This is a genomic window from Paracoccus sp. (in: a-proteobacteria), assembly GCF_046462195.1.
In the GTDB taxonomy this organism is placed as follows: domain Bacteria; phylum Pseudomonadota; class Alphaproteobacteria; order Rhodobacterales; family Rhodobacteraceae; genus Paracoccus.
This window is the reverse complement of the sequence record NZ_JBKGUN010000047.1, coordinates 1-16,081: the sequence shown is the minus strand read 5'-3', so window position 1 is coordinate 16,081 and position 16,081 is coordinate 1. Positions and strand designations below refer to the sequence as shown.

Here is a 16,081-nt window from a genome sequence, read left to right as displayed (position 1 = left end):
CAACCACATATGGCATGCATTTCAACGGACAAATGCGCCAAGGCAAAACTGGAAGCCGAGATGCCTCGTTCACGACAGCGTTCAGCGAGAGTTTTCACAGGAACGGCAATGAAACCTTCCAGTCAGCCCGAGGGATGAGAGCGTTGCGAACGCTGTGGCGCCGCTTTGCACATTTCCTGAAATCGGCTGCAAGCCGCCAAAGGCAGGCGCACCCATGCATTGTCAAAGCACAAGGCCCGCCGAAGCGGGCCACGCGGGCAGTGTCAGGCAGGTTCAGGCAACCGGTGCAGCCAGCTTCTTGGTGCCGCCGTTGTTCAGCGGATCTTCCTGCCGCTGGACCGAACCCTCGAAATGTGCGCCGGATTCAATGGCGATCGTCTTGTGGATGATGTCACCCTCGACCCGCGACGAAGCCGTCAGCCGCACCTTGAGCCCGCGCACGCGGCCGATCACGCGACCATGCACGATCACGTCGTCACCCACGATTTCTCCCTTGATGGTCGCGGTTTCGCCGACCGTCAGCTGGTGGGCGCGGATGTCGCCCTCGATGGTGCCTTCGACCTGGATGTCCCCTTGCGTCGTGATGTTGCCGACCACGGTCAGGTCGGGTGACAGGACGGACGGTGCCGTCCGGGCACGCGGCGCGGACGGAGCTGCCGGCGCAGGTTCGATGCTGCGCTCGGCGGCGAGCGGAGCGGGATCGGCTGCCTGAGGGCTGGACGGTTGCTGGGGGCGGTTCTCGGTCACGCGGGTCTTACTGAACATTGTCTGCTGCCTTGATGAAGCTCATCGGGTCCACGGCCCGACCGTTCATGCGCACCTCGTAATGCAGGTGCGGACCGGTCGAACGTCCGGTGTTCCCCATAGCACCGATAAGCTCGCCTTGCGACACCCTTTGGCCCACTTTCACGCCGATGCGGCTGAGATGGGCATAGCGGGTCTCGGTTCCCAGTTCATGCTGGACCTTGATAAGATTGCCATAAGCGCCGTTGCGGCCGGCAAAGGTGACGACACCGTCGCCCGTGACATGGATGGGAGTGCCAACCGGACCTGCCAGGTCGATACCTTCATGCATACGTCCCCACCTGCGGCCGAAACCGGAGGTGTAACGGAAGCTCTGCTTGACAGGAATGGCCAGCGGCAGCTTCTCGATGGCGATGCGATAGGTGTTCATCTGGTCCAGCGTCACGATGATCTGGCGCGCCTTGGTTTCGCCCTGGCTCAGTGCCGCATCGCCGCGGGTCGAATAGGACATCGGCGTCAGCGGGCCGCCCTGCCCGGAATAGCCTTTGCGGATCGTGCGCAGAACGTCATCGGGGTTCATCCCGACCGAGCGGAACACATTGTCCAGCGGGGCGACCGACACGGTGACGGCATCTTCAAGCTGGGTCAGGATCTCATCGTTACGGGCCAGGATCTGGTCCCGTTCGACCTCCAGCTCCTGCGCTGTCAGACGGGCCAGTTCGGCCTCCTGGACGGCCTCGGTCCGCTGATCGGTGGCACTGCGCAATTCGCCTGAAAGAATGTCCAGCGCGACCGAGAATTCGTCGCTGCGGTCGGCCGGCAGGGCCTCCGACGCCTCGGCGGCGGCCACCTGCTGCTGTTCGGATCCCTTGTCGCGCAGGGTGGCCTGCATCGAGGCAAGGCCTGCTTCCATTTCGCGCCGACGCTCTTCCGCAGTCAGCAGCTGCGTCTGCATCTGGGACACCTGTTCCAACGCGGCCCCGAACCTTGCCTGGGCTGCCAGGGCCTCGGCCGCACGGGCGTCACGTTCCTGCTGCAACTGGTTCAGGCGGTCTTCGAACGAAACCTGAGCCTGCTGGTCGCGCCCGATCCCGGTGCTGATCGTGTCGATAACGAGGAACGAACTTGCCACAAGGGTCCAGCCGAACAGGACAGTTACGCCGCCGATACCGGCCAATTGGGTCAAGGGTCGCAGGCGTACAAACCGGGTGGTGTCGTCGGAGCGAAGAAAGAGCCGTTGTTCAGGCAGCCATCTGCCAATCGACGTGTTCAGTCGTTCCATCACGGTCATTGTCAGACACTGTCCCCCGAAGGCACGCCCTGATCATGATTGGCGCTTTGGTTCCGATGAAACGTGGTAAACAGGAGCTGTGCCTTCTTTGCAACATGGTCGCGCGCGAAGGTTCCGCACATGCGCGGATCTCTGCCTCTTTAGGCAGCTTCCCGCCGAGATGTTAAACCTGAGATTGAATTCTCATGATATTTCATAAGGAAGGGCTCCGGTACGGTCGCGCGGAATGCGAAGCGGCCGGTCGATCGGAGGCACGGAACGCTGGTGACAATCCGGGCGCGGGCAGATGCGGCATGAAATTCCGATAGGCTCGAAGGCGCGCGGCTTGGTCAGGTCCAGCCCGTCGGCGTAAACCATGCCCTCGGCCTGCGTCACCTCGCAGCCGAGGCCGATGGCAAAGCGCCGCACGGGCGCATTGTAGGCGCCGGCATGTTTCGACACGTCACGCGACAGCAGCAGATAGCGCACTCCGTCCGGCGTTTCCGCCAGTTGCCGCAAAAAGCGCCCGGGCTGTTCAAAGGCCTGATGCACGTTCCACAAGGGACAGGCACCGCCAAACCGCGCGAATTGCAGGCGCGTCGCGGAATGGCGCTTGGTGATCGTGCCGGCCTGATCGACACGCACGAAAAAGAAGGGCACACCCTTGGCACCGGGCCGCTGCAGGGTGGACAGGCGATGGGCCACCTGTTCCAGCGAGGCGCCGAACAGATGGGACAACCGCTCCAGGTCATGCCGCTCGGCCTGTGCCGCTGCCAGGAACTGGCGATAGGGCATCAATGCTGCCCCCGCGAAATAATTGGCCATCCCGAGGCGGGCAATGTCGCGGGCGGTCGTGCTGCGGAAGCGCGCAAGGTCCAGAACCGCGTCGATCAGTTCGCCCTGACGCTCCAGCGCGACCAGGTGCAGCAACTGGAAAAGGCGGGTCGGTGCCTCGGCTGCGGCATTGACCAGCAAGCGGTTTTCCTCGCGCCGGTAAACCGAATTGGCCGGCATCTCGACCAGCTGGACGCGGATGTTCTTGTGCGCCAATGTAGTTACCGCCATCTGCCATGGATCGCCCCGCTGCCCGTCGGGGCAGGCAAAGCGTTCCGCCGCGCGATCGACGGCGTCGATATAATTGTCGCAATAATGGAAGAAGTCGCGCACTTCCTCCCATGGCGTCGTCAGGCTGCTTTGGCTGGCGACCCCGATGGCCTCGTCCAGCGCGGCAAGCCGTTCCTGCCCCTCGCGATGCGCGCGGTAGAGATCAAGAAAGGCGCGTGCCAGGACCGGCGCATTGGTCGCAGCCAATCGCAGATCGGCCAAGGGGGGTGTGCTGTCGAACAGGGGATCGGCCAGCGCCTCCTGCATGTCGATGACCATGCGTTCGGCATCACCGGCGGCCAGTGTGGTCAGATCGACGCCGAATTCCTGTGCCAGGCGCAACAATGCCCCGGCCGAAATGGGCCGGTGGTTGTTTTCCATCTGGGACAGGTAAGGGAGGGATACGCCGAGGGATTCGGCAAAGCGGCGCTGCGTCAACCCGGTGCGGGCGCGCGTTTCGCGCAGGGCACTGCCGGCATAGATCTTTTGCGTGGCCATCATCCGCTCCGTCCCATTTGCAAAACGCGTTCTATCGGTTGCAAAGACGGTGCCGCAAGCCTCTTCAGCCTTGGCTGCGCAACTGCCGTTCGCGGCGCAGCACCACCAGGATCGCTAGCAGGGACCCAAGCGCGGAAATGCACATGATGACCAGCAGCGGCGTGGCTCCGCTGCCTGGCTGCAGCAGCGCGCCTGCCAGCGCGGACAGCGCGGCGCCGCCCGCCACGGCCAGCGCGCCGCCAAGGCCCGACGCAGTGCCCGCCAGTTCCGGGCGTACGCTCATGATCCCGGCGTTCGCGTTGGGCAGGACCATGCCGTTGCCCAGACCCATGGCCGCAATGGCCCCGAAGAAGACCAACGGTCGGACCAGCCCCGACAGATCCGCCGCCAGCGCCAGAACCAGCGCCACAAGGCAGATCATCGCTCCGATCAGGATCATCCGGTTCAGCCCGACGACCGGCGAATAACGGGCTGACAGGAAGTTTCCCAGAATGTAACCGATCGAGGGTGCCGCGAACCAGTATCCCACCTGGGCAGGGGTCAGGCCGAAGATCTGTTCACCCACGAAGGGCGCACCGCCCAGATAGGCAAAAAAGGCGCCCTGCGACAGGGCCGCTGCCATGCAATATCCCCAGAAACGGTGCGATCTTGCCAGAATCGGATAGTTCGCCATCTGCCGGCGCAGGGGCAGGCCGCCGCCGCGCACGGTTTCGCCCATGTCCTGATAGGCCACGGCAAGAACAGCCAGACCCAGAAGACCCATCACTGCGAAGTTGGCTTGCCAGCCAAAGATCTCGTCCAGGACGCCGCCAAAGACTGGCGCCATCATCGGAACAACCGCCATGCCCATCGTGACGTAACCCAGCATCGAGGCGGCCTGATCGCCCTCGTAAAGGTCGCGGATGACGGCGCGCGGCACCAGCAGACAGACAGTCACCACTGCCTGCATCAGGCGAAAGATCAGAAAGACGGTCGCTGTCGTTGCCAGCAGCGTTCCCAATGTCGCCAGCAGGAATCCCACCAGCGACCACAGGATCACGGGCCTGCGTCCGAAACGGTCGCTGATCGGCCCGCCCAGCAGCTGCAGGACCGCACTGGCCCCGATATAGGCCGAGACCGACAGCTGCATCACGCCATAATCGACCTCGAAATCCCGCGCCATTCCCGGCAGCGAGGGCAGGAACACGTTCATCGACAGCGCGGAAACCCCTGAAAGGGCGACCAGCGTCAGCATGTGGGGCGGCGTGCGGAGGGCAGGCATGGGGGTGGTCCCTTTGCGGCAGGGCAGAACATTGCACGATGTGCATCCGTGTTCCTAGACCGGCCGCAGGCTCAAGACCAGATGCCGCCGCGTCGGGGTCAGCCAAAATCGTGAAAGATGAACCAGGCGCCCAATGCGATCAGCGCAAAGCCGACGGCATGCTGCCAGTTCAGCCGCTCGCCAAGATAGGCCCAGGAGAAGATCGCAAAGACGGACAGGCTGATGACCTCCTGGATGGTCTTCAACTGGGCCGCGCTGTAATGCCCGTGCCCAATGCGGTTGGCGGGCACCTGCAGGATGTATTCAAACAGCGCAATGAACCAGCTGACCGCGATGACGATCAGCAGCGGCGCCGTCTTGAACCTGAGATGCCCATACCAGGCAAAGGTCATGAAGACATTCGAAGCGATCAGCAATCCAATCGTGACGACCGGGACCGACAGCCCTATTCCCACTGCGACTGGCGGTCTCGCGCAAGGTTGCCAAAGCGGGTGAACTGGCCTTCGAAGGCCAGTTCGACCGTGCCGATGGGGCCATGGCGCTGCTTGCCCAGGATCACCTCGGCCTTGCCATGGACACTCTCCATGACCTGCTGCCACCTGGCCATCGCGTCCAGATCGCTGTCCGAGGGCTTTTCGCGTTCCTTGTAATATTCCTCGCGGAACACGAACATCACAATGTCGGCGTCCTGCTCGATCGAGCCGGACTCACGCAGGTCGGACAGCTGCGGGCGCTTGTCCTCGCGGTTCTCGACCTGACGCGACAGCTGCGACAGGGCGATGACGGGGATGTTCAGCTCCTTGGCAACGGCTTTCAGGCCCTGGGTGATCTCGGACACCTCGTTCACGCGGCTGTCCTTGGCGGTCGCCGCCTTCAGCAATTGGAGATAGTCGACCATCAGTACGTCCAGACCATGCGTCCGCTTCAGCTTGCGCGCGCGGGCGGCCAGCTGGTTGATCGGCAGGGCAGGGGTGTCGTCGATATAAAGGGGACAGTTCTGAAGCGCATGCGCGGCCTCGACAAAGCGGCGGAATTCGGCCTCGTCCATGTTGCCCGAGCGGATGCGTTCCGAGGGCACTTCGGCGGCCTCGGACAGGATGCGCGCCGCCAGCTGTTCAGCGGACATTTCCAAGCTGAAGAAGCCCACAACGCCGCCCTCGACCGTGCCATGAGTGCCGTCGGGCTTTTCACCCATCTTGTGGGCCTTGGCGATGTTGAAGGCGATGTTCGTCGCCAGCGAGGTTTTTCCCATCGAAGGGCGGCCGGCCAGGATGATCAGGTCCGAGTTGTTCAAACCGCCCATCTTGCCGTCCAGGTCGATCAGCCCCGTCGAGATTCCCGACAGCTTGCCATCGCGCTGATAGGCGGCATTGGCGACCTGAACCGCGCCCGTGACCGCCTTCAGGAAGCTCTGGAAGCCGCGCTCGGCAACCCCGGCCTCGCCCAGCTTGTAAAGGGTCTGTTCCGCCGCCTTGATCTGCTCCTCGGCATCATCGCCGACTTCGACGGTGGATGCCCGGGCGGCAATGTCCTGGCCCAGCTGCATCAGCTCGCGCCGCAGGGCGAATTCGCGGATCATCTGGGCATAATCGCGCGCGGCATAAGCCGAGATGGCCGCTGCCGCCATGCGCGCCAGATAGGCCGGGCCGCCCAGTTCCTTCAGACCGTCGTCGTTTTCAAGGAACGCCTTGATCGTGACCGGGCTTGCCAGCGCGTTCTTGCGGATGCGCTCGGCACAGATATCAAAAATGCGGGCATGGACGGGATGATAGAAGTGGTCCGACTTGATGATCTGGCTGACCCGGTCGAACACGTCGTTGTTGGTCAGCAACGCGCCCAGCAGCTGCTGTTCCGCCTCCAGCGAGAAGGGAATGGCGGGCTTGTCCTCGGCACTGTCCGGTTGGCCGGGAATGATCACGCGCAATCCGCTCATGTCGCTTCCTGTCTTTCTTGTGGTTGAAGGGAAAGACTAGACCAAAGGGCCGGGCGCTGAAATTGCCCGGTCGCAGATTCCAGTGCATGGATCTGTGGACATCTTGTGGATAAGTCCTGCCCGTTAGGCGTTCGCGGCCTGCCAGGCACGAGGATCATTCAGGAAATTCTCCACCTCGGACAAAGTGGCCTCGTCAAAACACTGTTGCGCGCGTGCCTCGGCCAGCACGTCCCACCAGGTGCACAGGTGATGCAAGACCACGCCATGATCCGCCAACCGTTGCGTGGTTTCCGGAAAGATGCCGTAATAGAAGATGACGGCCGTATGCCCGCAGGTGGCGCCGGTTTCCCGAATCGCCTCCACGAAGGACAGCTTGCTGCCCCCGTCGGTGGTCAGGTCCTCGACCAGCAGGACGCGGCTCCCTTCCGTCATCACGCCCTCGATCCGGGCGTTGCGGCCGTAACCCTTGGGCTTTTTCCGCACATAGGTCATCGGCAGGCTCAGACGCTCCGCCACCAGCGCGCCAAAGGGAATGCCCGCGGTTTCGCCCCCCGCGACATTGTCGAAAGCCTCGAAGCCCGCATCCCGCAGAACGGTAGCCGCCATGAAATCCATCAGCGTCGAACGGACCCGTGGAAAGCTGATGATGCGGCGGCAGTCCACATAGGTCGGACCCTTGAGGCCCGACGCATAGGTAAAGGGTTGGGCGGCGTTGAAGTCGACCGCCTTGATCTCCAGCAGCATCCGGGCGGAAAGGCGGGCGATTTCCTCGCGCGTTGGGAAGGTCAGGCTCATGCGGGCTCCTGGTGCCAGAACAGCGGGAAACCGGGGTCGAAGACGGTCACGGTCTCGGACCCCGCGGTGATGTGGGTGGGATAGGTGGCAGGCGTGTCGCGGCGGGTCAGGGTGATCCGGCCCTCGGACGCGGGCAGGCGATAAAAGGCTGCACCGTTCAGGCTGGCAAAGGCCTCCAGCCGGTCCAGCGCGTTCTCGTCCTCGAAGACCTGGGCCAGGATCGACATGGTGTTGGGCGCGGTGAAGCAGCCGGCGCAGCCGCAGGATTGCAGCTTGGCGCTGTCGGGATGGGGCGCGCTGTCGGTGCCCAGGAAGAACCGTCCCTCGCCGCTGGTGGCCGCCGCGCGCAGCGCCAGGCGGTGGGATTCGCGCTTGGCCACCGGCAGACAGTAATAATGCGGCCGGATGCCGCCCGCGAGGATGGCGTTCCGGTTGATGACCAGGTGATGCGTCGTGATCGTGGCCGCCAGGTCGTCGCCGCCCGCGCGGGCATAGGCCACGCCCTCCGAGGTCGTGATATGCTCCATCACCACCCGCAGCCCCGGCGTGGCGCGGCGCAGGGGTTCCAGCACGCGGTCGATGAAGACCGCTTCGCGGTCGAAGATGTCCACGGCAGGGTCGGTGACCTCGCCATGCACGCAAAGCGTCACGCCCGCCTCGGCCATCGCCTCCAGCACCGGGCGCACGCGGTCGAAATCCGTGACGCCAGAGGCGCTGTTCGTCGTGGCACCGGCCGGATACAGCTTGACCGCCCGAATGATGCCGTCGCGGAAGGCGCCGACCACGTCCGCCGGATCCGTGCTGTCGGTCAGATACAGCGTCATCTGCGGGTCCAGTGCCGCGCCCGGGGGCAGGGCGGCGCGGATGCGGTCCCGATAGGCCGCGGCTTGGGTGCCGGTCACCACCGGCGGCACCAGATTAGGCATGATGATCGCGCGGCCGAAACCTGCGGAATGAGGGGCGACGGCTTGCAGCATCGCGCCGTCGCGCAGATGCAGGTGCCAGTCGTCAGGGCGGCGGAGTGTCAGCGTTTGTGTCATGATGTGCCTCTATACATGGCAAAAGGCGCTTGCCAAGTTCTCCTGTCCGCTTTCGCGGAACCCTGTCCCTGCGTCACCGTTGTATCTTGGCAGCGTCGCACGCAGTGTGGACCGTCCTGCACGGCAATCGTGCAGGCGCCCGATTGAAGGTTTCGCCCAATGAAGACCATGATGCCGATGTTCCTGCCTGCGCCCCAGATGCGTCTGGTGTCCCAGTTCTCCCGCATGGCGATCGAGGCGCAGATGGTCATTGGCCTGCGCATGGCAGGAATGATGGGCCTGATGGCACAGGCTCCCGGAGAGCCTTTCCTGATGGTGGCCGAAAAGCAGGCCGCGGCCTCCGAAGCCATGTTCGCGATGGCAAAGGCCGGCATGAAGGGTGCCAGCCCCGAACGGATGATGGCCGTCGGTCTGCGCCCTTATGGCAAGCGGACGCGTGCCAATTCCCGTCGGCTGTCGGCCCCCAAGGTTCGCTGAACGGAACACTGCCCTCATGCCGTGGTTGATCTGTTGTCCAGTCGAGATGGAGGCAGCATGAGAACGGCATTGGTGACAGGTGGCGCACAAGGGATCGGCAAGGGCATCGTGACCCGGCTTCGGGCCGATGGCTGGCGTGTCGCGGCTTTCGACATGGATGCCGAGGCGCTGGGCGAACTGTCCCAGACGGATCACGAGGTACTGGCCCTGCAAGTCGATGTCGGGAACGAAGAAGAGGTGACTCGCGGTTTTTGCGACCTGCGTGCCTGGCTGGGTGACGATCCGCTGCACCTTCTCGTCTCGAATGCCGGCATCGCGGATCCGGTCAGTGGCCCGATCGAGGATCTGTCCCTGGCGGACTGGCGGCGCTGGCAGGACAGTCACCTGACGGGCGCCTTTCTCTGCGTGCGCGAATCGGTTCCGCTGCTGCGCCGGGGGCGTGGAAGCATCGTCACGATGTCCTCGACCCGTGCCCGGCAGTCCGAGCCGCAGACGGAAGCCTATGCTGCCGCAAAGGGCGGACTGGTGGCCCTTACCCATGCCTTGGCCGTCAGCCTGGGTCCCGAAATCCGCGCCAACTGCATCCTGCCCGGTTGGATCGAGACGGGCCTGTGGCAAAAGCGATCCGAGCGGCAGGAGCCTGAACATTCCGACCAGGACCGTGCGCAGCATCCCGTCGGCCGGGTGGGACGTCCGGAGGACATTGCCGGACTGGTGGCATGGCTTGCCTCGGACGAAGCGGGCTTCATCACCGGCCAGCAATTCGTCGTCGATGGCGGGATGAGCGTGCGGATGATCTACGCGGACTAGCGTTGCGATGCGCCTGCGTGCGGCACGATGTGATGATACCAGGCAAGAACGGCGGAGGATGACCTCCGCCGTTCGCGTTCGTATGATCAGCCTGATCCTTCAGATCAGCTTGCCCATGGCCACGGCCGTGTCGGACATGCGGTTCGAGAAGCCCCACTCGTTGTCGTACCAGGTCAGGATACGGCACAGGCGGCCTTCCATGACCTTGGTCTGATCCATGTGGAAGATCGAGGAATGGGGGTCGTGGTTGAAGTCCGAAGACACCAGAGGCTCATCGGTATAGCCCAGGACGCCCTTCAGCGGTCCATCAGCGGCTGCCCGGATGGCGTCGTTGATCTCTGCCACCGACGTGTCGCGGCCCGCTTCGAAGGTCAGGTCGACAACCGAAACGTTCGGCGTCGGCACGCGGATGGCGACACCGTCCAGCTTGCCCTTCAGTTCGGGCAGCACCAGGCCCACGGCCTTCGCGGCGCCGGTCGAGGTCGGGATCATGGACAGCGCAGCGGCGCGGGCGCGATACAGGTCCTTGTGCATCGTGTCCAGCGTCGGCTGGTCGCCCGTGTAGCTGTGGATCGTGGTCATGAAGCCGCGATCGATGCCGATCGTGTCGTTCAGGACCTTGGCCACCGGCGACAGGCAGTTCGTCGTGCAGCTGGCGTTCGACACGACCAGATCGTCCTTGGTCAGCGTGTCGTGGTTCACGCCGAAAACGATGGTCTTGTCGGCATTTTCGCCCGGAGCCGAGATCAGCACCCGCTTGGCGCCGGTCGACAGATGCGGCTGCACCTTGTCCTTTGAGGTGAAGATGCCGGTGCATTCCATGATCACGTCGACATCGCCCCAGGGCAGCTCGGCCGGGTTGCGGATGGCGGTCACCTGGATCGGGCCACGGCCGACATCGATGCTGGAGCCGTTGACGGTGACTTGGGCCGGGAAGCGGCCATGGACGCTGTCATAGCGCAGCAGATGGGCGTTTGTCTCGACCGGACCCAGATCGTTGATGGCAACGACCTCGATGTCGGTGCGACCGGATTCGATGATTGCGCGCAGGACGTTGCGACCGATCCGGCCGAAGCCGTTGATGGCGACCTTGACTGCCATGGGTATGCCTCTTGAGCTGATGACGGTTGCCCTTCCTGTAACGTGGCGACAAGGGCGATGCAAACGCCGAACCATTGTCCCACGCTAACAGGCAGACCGGTCGTCAGCGCCAGAAGCTGAGGTATTCGATGAACCGGTCGAGGGTCTGCGCCGCAACCAAGGGCAGCGTGCCCTCCAGCCAGACCTGATCAACCAGAAAGGCCGCCGCGATCAGCAGCAGAAGGGCGATGGCGATCTGGTTGGTCATGGCGGCCTCCGGTGGTCAATGTATTGCTCAAGGCCCCCATGCGGACAAGGCGGCCGTCATTCCGCATCGTCCGAGGGCAGCTTGAGGGTGATCTGGCCAGCCTCCTCCAGCCTGCGGATGGCCGAAACGACCTCGGTCATGGCGTCCTCGACATCCTTGGCGCGTGGTTTGCCCAGTGCGTCGCGCTCTTCGCGCAGGCCGTCGGCCATGCGCTGGGACAGGCTGGCCAAAATAAATTCGGCGGCGGCGGCGTCCGCTTCGGCTGTTCCGGCCAAGGCGCGGACCAGGACGGATTGCTCGACATCGCGGACGAGGCGCGGGACCTCGCGCGGTTCTAGGCGGCTGGGGATATGGGCAAAGATGAAGATCGCCTTGCGGACATCATCGGCGAACTCGACGTCCCGCTGATCCAGTGCTTCCAGCACGTCGTCGCGCAATTCCGAATTGGCAAAGTTGAGGATCGCCCCCATGCGGTCGGCCGCCGGTGTAGGGATGGCGGGCTTTGGCAGTGCATCGGCCGCCTGCAGCAGCACCAGCCCCACGCGCCGCAGCGCATGAGGCGTCACGCCCGAGGTCAGAGACATGGCCTGCGCCACGACGCGGGCGCGTTCGCGAGGCAGGGCAGTGAATGTCTGGGACGCGGCCTCGACCGGCAGCTTGGACAGCATCAACGCGACCAGTTCGATCGGTTCCTTTTCCGCCAGTTGCTTCAGCTGCTCGCTCGGCAGCTTGCCGATGCGCGCCCAAGGATCGGCACGTCCGGCAATGGCCTCGGCCTGACGTACCTGATCCGAGCTGTCATCCGAGATGCGGCCCCCCAGCATGGCCAGCGTGCCGTCCAGATCCCCCGGAAAGGTCACGCCCACCGCCTCCAGCCGGTTGCAGAATTCCTCGATGACGGCGTCCCGGGTCTGACGGTCGATCATTTCCATCTGCGCCATCTCCTGCGCCAGCAGGGATTGGCTTTCGCGGTTAAGGCGGTCCAGGCCGACTGTGTCATCCTCGTCCAGCAGAAGGCGGACGATCACGGCGGCCTTCTGCCGCTGGCTCAGCTGGGTCCGGGTTGTCATGGCCGCCTCCGTCAGGTTCCGTCGGCGGCCACATTGTCATGAGTCGTTTAACGCAAGGTTGACGATTGACGACAATTACAGCGGTGCTGCCTCGAAAACCCTGCGAAAGATCGTGTCGACATGCTTGGTGTGATAGCCGAGATCGAACTTTTCCTCGATTTCCGCGGGGCTCAGGGCAGCGGTCACTTCGGGGTCGGCTAACAGCTCGGTCTTGAAATCGGCGCCCTGCTCCCAGACCTTCATCGCGTTGCGCTGGACCAGTCGATAGCTGTCCTCGCGCGATACACCGGCTTGCGTCAGTGCCAGCAGCACCCGCTGTGACATGACGAGGCCCTTGAACTGGTTCATGTTCCTCAGCATGTTGTCAGGATAGATCACCAGCTTTTCGACAACGCCGGCCAGGCGGTTCAGCGCGAAATCCAGCGTGATCGTCGCATCCGGCGCGATGCCGCGTTCCACCGAAGAATGGCTGATGTCACGTTCGTGCCACAGGGCCACGTTCTCCATCGCGGGAATCACGGCCATGCGGACCAGGCGCGCAAGGCCGGTCAGGTTCTCGGTCAGGACGGGGTTGCGCTTGTGCGGCATGGCCGACGAACCTTTCTGGCCGGGGCTGAAGAACTCTTCGGCCTCCAGCACTTCGGTGCGCTGCATGTGGCGGATCTCGGTGGCGATGTTCTCGATGCTGCTGGCAATCACGCCAAGCGTCGCAAAGAACATGGCATGGCGGTCGCGCGGGATGACCTGCGTGCTGATGGGTTCCGGGCGCAGGCCCAGCTTGGCGCACACATGCTCCTCGACTGCCGGGTCGATATTGGCGAAGGTGCCGACCGCGCCGCTGATCGCGCCGGTGGCGATTTCCGCCCGTGCGGCTTCCAGCCGGGCGTGACCGCGCGCCATCTCGGCATAAAAGCGGGCAAAGGTCAGGCCCATCGTGGTCGGCTCGGCATGGATGCCGTGGCTGCGGCCGATGCGGACGGTGTCCTTGTGCTCGTAGGCACGGCGCTTGAGAGCGCTCAGCACCTTGTCCATGTCGGCCAGCAGGATGTCGGCGGCGCGCACCAGCTGGATGTTCAGTGTCGTGTCCAGCACGTCGCTGGAGGTCATGCCCTGATGGACAAAGCGTGCCTGATCGGCCCCCACATGCTCGGCCAGGTGCGTCAGGAAGGCGATCACGTCATGCTTGGTGACGGCCTCGATCTCGTCGATCCGGGCAACATCGAACTCGACATCCTTCGCGCGCCAGACGGCTTCGGCGTTTTCGCGCGGGATTACGCCAAGATCGGCCTGGGCATCGCAGGCATGGGCCTCGATTTCATACCAGATGCGGAACTTGGTCTCGGGCGACCAGATGGCGACCATTTCAGGGCGGGCGTAACGCGGGATCATGACAGGCTCCTTTGCGGTTGGCGCGGGCATAGCCGGGACCTGCCGTCGGGGCAAGTTTTCATCACATTACAGTGCGCGGCAGCGGAACATTCCTCTTTGGCGGGGGGTTGATCCTTCAACAGGACCGACCCGAAAGCCGAGGACAGACATGCCCCGCCCCAATGACCCCGATACCGAAACGACCGAAGCCGATCGGACCAGCCAAACCCGCTTTGGCCCTCGTCCCGTTCCGAAAGGGCACCGGACGGCCAGCCCGAAGGGGCAGCGCAAGACGACTTCCAGCCGCATTCCCCCTTCGGGCAAGGTGTCCCCCGATGGACGCCGTGCCTGGCCCGAACCGTCCATGACGGCCAAGGTGGTGGTCTGGGGCGGCGTCGCCCTTGGCGTCGCAGGGCTTGCCGCGGCCACGTCGCTGGCGGCACGCGCGCTGATTGGGAGTGATGATCCCGCTCCCCGCCGGTCGTCGCGGGATCATGACCGGCAGCGGATGGCGCCGCGGTTTGCAACAATGGACGAGGACGAGCGCGACGAGATCCGGCGCCGCGTTCAGGACCAGGCTCGCGAGGACGCGCGCCAGACTGCCCGGCTGCGGGCCGAGGCCGGACGCGGCAGTGCCCGCCCCCACGCGGCGGCCGCGAAGGCAAGACCGCAGCCCGGCAATGTGGCAAAGGATCTGACCAAGACCGCAAACGAACTTTCGCAAAGCCTGAACGGCGTGGCGCAATCGCTTGTTGCGGCCTTTACCGCCTTTCGCGGCGTGTCCCAGCAGGCCACCACGATCGTCGGCGATTTCGTCACTGCCGCGGATCAGTTGAAGGCCATCCTGCGAGGGGGTGCCGGACAGCGCCCGGACCCGGTTCAGGATCCCGCTCGGGAACCGGCGCAGCGCGACGATGACAGGATGCACCGCCTGTGATCCGACCCTAAGGAAGGAGCGCGACATGCCCCGGACCCATGGCGTTCTGGAAGCGCTTTTCGACCCGCTTGATGAGGAAACCCGGCAGCAATACGGCCTCAAGCCCGAGGACAAGCCTGCCCCTTCCATGAAACACAAGCGGCTGCGCGACCTGACACGCCAGGATCTGATGATCCTGGGCAAGTCGATCATCCGCCAGATCGGCGAAGATCGCGTCACTTCCGTTTCGGGAGGCGTCACCTTTTTCGGCCTTTTGTCGCTGTTTCCGGCGATCACGGCCTTTGTGTCGCTTTATGGTCTTTGGGCCGATCCTGCGACCATTCAGGCCCATCTTGAACTGATGGAAAACCTGCTGCCCGAAAGCTCGCTCGAGATCATCCGGGGGCAGGTGGTCTCCATCGCCTCGTCTTCGACCAGCGCCCTTTCGGCGGCCGGGATCATTGCGCTGCTTGTGGCCTTCTGGTCTGCGAATGGCGGGATGAAGGCGCTGCTGTCCGCGCTGAACGTTGCCTTCTTTCAGCGCGAAACACGCAGTTTTGTCCGGCTGAACCTGGTGGCGATGGTCTTTACCTTGGGCGGGTTGGCGCTGATCGCGTCGATGCTGGGCGTCATTGCCGTGGTTCCTGCCGTTCTCAGGATCCTGCATATCGGCTGGGGAGGCGAGACGCTGATCACCGTGATCCGCTGGCCTATCATGTTCGGCGTTCTGGTTGTGGCGCTTGCCGCTGTTTACCGCTGGGGACCGGCGGCGCCGGATGTCCGCTGGCGCTGGATCTCGCCGGGGGCCGTGTTTGCGGCAATCGCGCTGGTCATCACCTCGATGCTGTTCTCGTGGTATGCCGTCAATTTCGGAAACTACAACGAGACCTATGGCTCCCTCGGGGCAGTCGTTGCGCTGATGACCTGGTTGTGGCTGAATGCAACCATCGTCCTGATCGGAGCCGAGATCAATTCGGAGCTTGATCGTCATCTGGGTGGCAAGCCGCGGAGCATGCCTCCCGCCGCAGAACGCTAGGATCCCTGCCGCCCATGTCACCTTACGTCCCCCTTGCCTTTGCCATCGGACTCGAAGTTCTTGGCACGTCGCTGCTGCAGCGGTCCGAGCAGTTCAGCCGCCTTGGTCCCACCCTGGGCATGGCTGTCTGCTATCTGGCCAGTTTCTATCTGCTGTCGGTCAGCCTGAAGGTGCTGCCCCTGGGCATTGCTTATGCCGTCTGGAGCGCCTGTGGCGTGGCGCTGGTGGCATTGATCGGCTTTGCCGTTTTCGGACAGCGGCTGGACAGGCCGGCGCTCTTGGGGCTGGCGATGATCGTCGGCGGGGTGGTCGTGATCAACGTCTTTTCCCGCAGCGTCGGACACTAGGTCATGTTGACAAACAGCGGAGCCAGAGGCGGATCGCTGTGATGTCGATGAGCCCAAGGAAGCC

The 16,081-nt window shown here is 63.9% G+C and carries 17 protein-coding genes; 5 read left to right on the top strand and 12 right to left on the bottom strand.

Annotated elements, in window-relative coordinates; translation table 11 throughout:
- Positions 1 to 273: 273 nt before the first annotated feature.
- The 8 genes from ACLHHB_RS03420 to pyrC form a co-directional block, all read right to left on the bottom strand.
- Positions 274 to 765 (bottom strand): polymer-forming cytoskeletal protein, encoded by a 492-nt coding sequence (locus ACLHHB_RS03420; protein ID WP_410216882.1) that lies wholly within the window; start codon positions 763 to 765, stop codon positions 274 to 276.
- On the bottom strand, positions 755 to 2,026 hold the full coding sequence (locus ACLHHB_RS03415; RefSeq protein WP_410216881.1) for a DUF5930 domain-containing protein: 1,272 nt from the start codon (positions 2,024 to 2,026) through the stop codon (positions 755 to 757). The genes ACLHHB_RS03420 and ACLHHB_RS03415 overlap by 11 nt, the downstream gene beginning before the upstream one ends.
- 192 nt (positions 2,027 to 2,218) lie before the next feature.
- Positions 2,219 to 3,616, bottom strand: coding sequence for a short-chain fatty acyl-CoA regulator family protein (locus tag ACLHHB_RS03410; RefSeq protein WP_410216880.1), 1,398 nt, complete (start codon positions 3,614 to 3,616; stop codon positions 2,219 to 2,221).
- Between the two features lie 64 nt (positions 3,617 to 3,680).
- Positions 3,681 to 4,877, bottom strand: coding sequence for a multidrug effflux MFS transporter (locus tag ACLHHB_RS03405; protein ID WP_410216879.1), 1,197 nt, complete (start codon positions 4,875 to 4,877; stop codon positions 3,681 to 3,683).
- Between the two features lie 98 nt (positions 4,878 to 4,975).
- Positions 4,976 to 5,326, bottom strand: a complete 351-nt coding sequence (locus tag ACLHHB_RS03400) for a DMT family protein (RefSeq protein WP_410216883.1) — start codon at positions 5,324 to 5,326, stop codon at positions 4,976 to 4,978.
- Positions 5,323 to 6,810, bottom strand: a complete 1,488-nt coding sequence (locus tag ACLHHB_RS03395; RefSeq protein ID WP_410216878.1) for a replicative DNA helicase — start codon at positions 6,808 to 6,810, stop codon at positions 5,323 to 5,325. Before ACLHHB_RS03395 ends, ACLHHB_RS03400 begins: the two co-directional genes overlap by 4 nt.
- A gap of 123 nt (positions 6,811 to 6,933) precedes the next feature.
- Positions 6,934 to 7,605: an orotate phosphoribosyltransferase gene (locus ACLHHB_RS03390; protein ID WP_410216877.1), complete on the bottom strand. Its 672-nt coding sequence runs from the start codon at positions 7,603 to 7,605 to the stop codon at positions 6,934 to 6,936.
- On the bottom strand, positions 7,602 to 8,645 hold the full coding sequence (gene pyrC, locus ACLHHB_RS03385) for a dihydroorotase (RefSeq protein WP_410216876.1): 1,044 nt from the start codon (positions 8,643 to 8,645) through the stop codon (positions 7,602 to 7,604). The genes ACLHHB_RS03390 and pyrC overlap by 4 nt, the downstream gene beginning before the upstream one ends.
- A gap of 159 nt (positions 8,646 to 8,804) precedes the next feature.
- On the opposite strand from pyrC, the gene ACLHHB_RS03380 reads away from it, so the two are divergent.
- Positions 8,805 to 9,122 (top strand): antibiotic ABC transporter, encoded by a 318-nt coding sequence (locus tag ACLHHB_RS03380; RefSeq protein WP_410216875.1) that lies wholly within the window; start codon positions 8,805 to 8,807, stop codon positions 9,120 to 9,122.
- Positions 9,123 to 9,179: 57 nt separating this feature from the next.
- Complete coding sequence (locus tag ACLHHB_RS03375) at positions 9,180 to 9,932, top strand: SDR family NAD(P)-dependent oxidoreductase (protein WP_410216874.1); 753 nt, start codon at positions 9,180 to 9,182, stop codon at positions 9,930 to 9,932.
- Positions 9,933 to 10,031: 99 nt separating this feature from the next.
- Here ACLHHB_RS03375 and gap read toward each other — a convergent pair whose 3' ends face one another.
- The 4 genes from gap to purB all read right to left on the bottom strand — a co-directional run bounded on the left by gap (position 10,032) and on the right by purB (position 13,739).
- Positions 10,032 to 11,033 (bottom strand): type I glyceraldehyde-3-phosphate dehydrogenase, encoded by a 1,002-nt coding sequence (gap, locus tag ACLHHB_RS03370; RefSeq protein WP_410216873.1) that lies wholly within the window; start codon positions 11,031 to 11,033, stop codon positions 10,032 to 10,034.
- A gap of 103 nt (positions 11,034 to 11,136) precedes the next feature.
- Positions 11,137 to 11,280, bottom strand: a complete 144-nt coding sequence (locus ACLHHB_RS03365; RefSeq protein WP_410216872.1) for a hypothetical protein — start codon at positions 11,278 to 11,280, stop codon at positions 11,137 to 11,139.
- Between the two features lie 56 nt (positions 11,281 to 11,336).
- Positions 11,337 to 12,350, bottom strand: a complete 1,014-nt coding sequence (locus ACLHHB_RS03360) for a FliG C-terminal domain-containing protein (protein ID WP_410216871.1) — start codon at positions 12,348 to 12,350, stop codon at positions 11,337 to 11,339.
- A gap of 75 nt (positions 12,351 to 12,425) precedes the next feature.
- The gene (gene purB, locus ACLHHB_RS03355; protein ID WP_410216870.1) at positions 12,426 to 13,739 is read right to left on the bottom strand and encodes an adenylosuccinate lyase; all 1,314 of its coding nucleotides are present in this window, start codon (positions 13,737 to 13,739) and stop codon (positions 12,426 to 12,428) included.
- A 148-nt stretch (positions 13,740 to 13,887) separates the two neighbouring features.
- Here purB and ACLHHB_RS03350 point away from each other — a divergent pair, with 148 nt between their 5' ends.
- From ACLHHB_RS03350 to ACLHHB_RS03340, 3 genes are read left to right on the top strand one after another with little or no spacing between them, the layout of a single operon-like run.
- Positions 13,888 to 14,655, top strand: a complete 768-nt coding sequence (locus ACLHHB_RS03350) for a hypothetical protein (protein ID WP_410216869.1) — start codon at positions 13,888 to 13,890, stop codon at positions 14,653 to 14,655.
- Positions 14,656 to 14,680: 25 nt separating this feature from the next.
- Positions 14,681 to 15,670, top strand: coding sequence for a YihY/virulence factor BrkB family protein (locus ACLHHB_RS03345; protein ID WP_410216868.1), 990 nt, complete (start codon positions 14,681 to 14,683; stop codon positions 15,668 to 15,670).
- Between the two features lie 14 nt (positions 15,671 to 15,684).
- Entirely contained in the window at positions 15,685 to 16,017 is a 333-nt protein-coding gene (locus ACLHHB_RS03340; protein ID WP_410216867.1) for an SMR family transporter, read from the top strand.
- Positions 16,018 to 16,081: the final 64 nt, after the last annotated feature.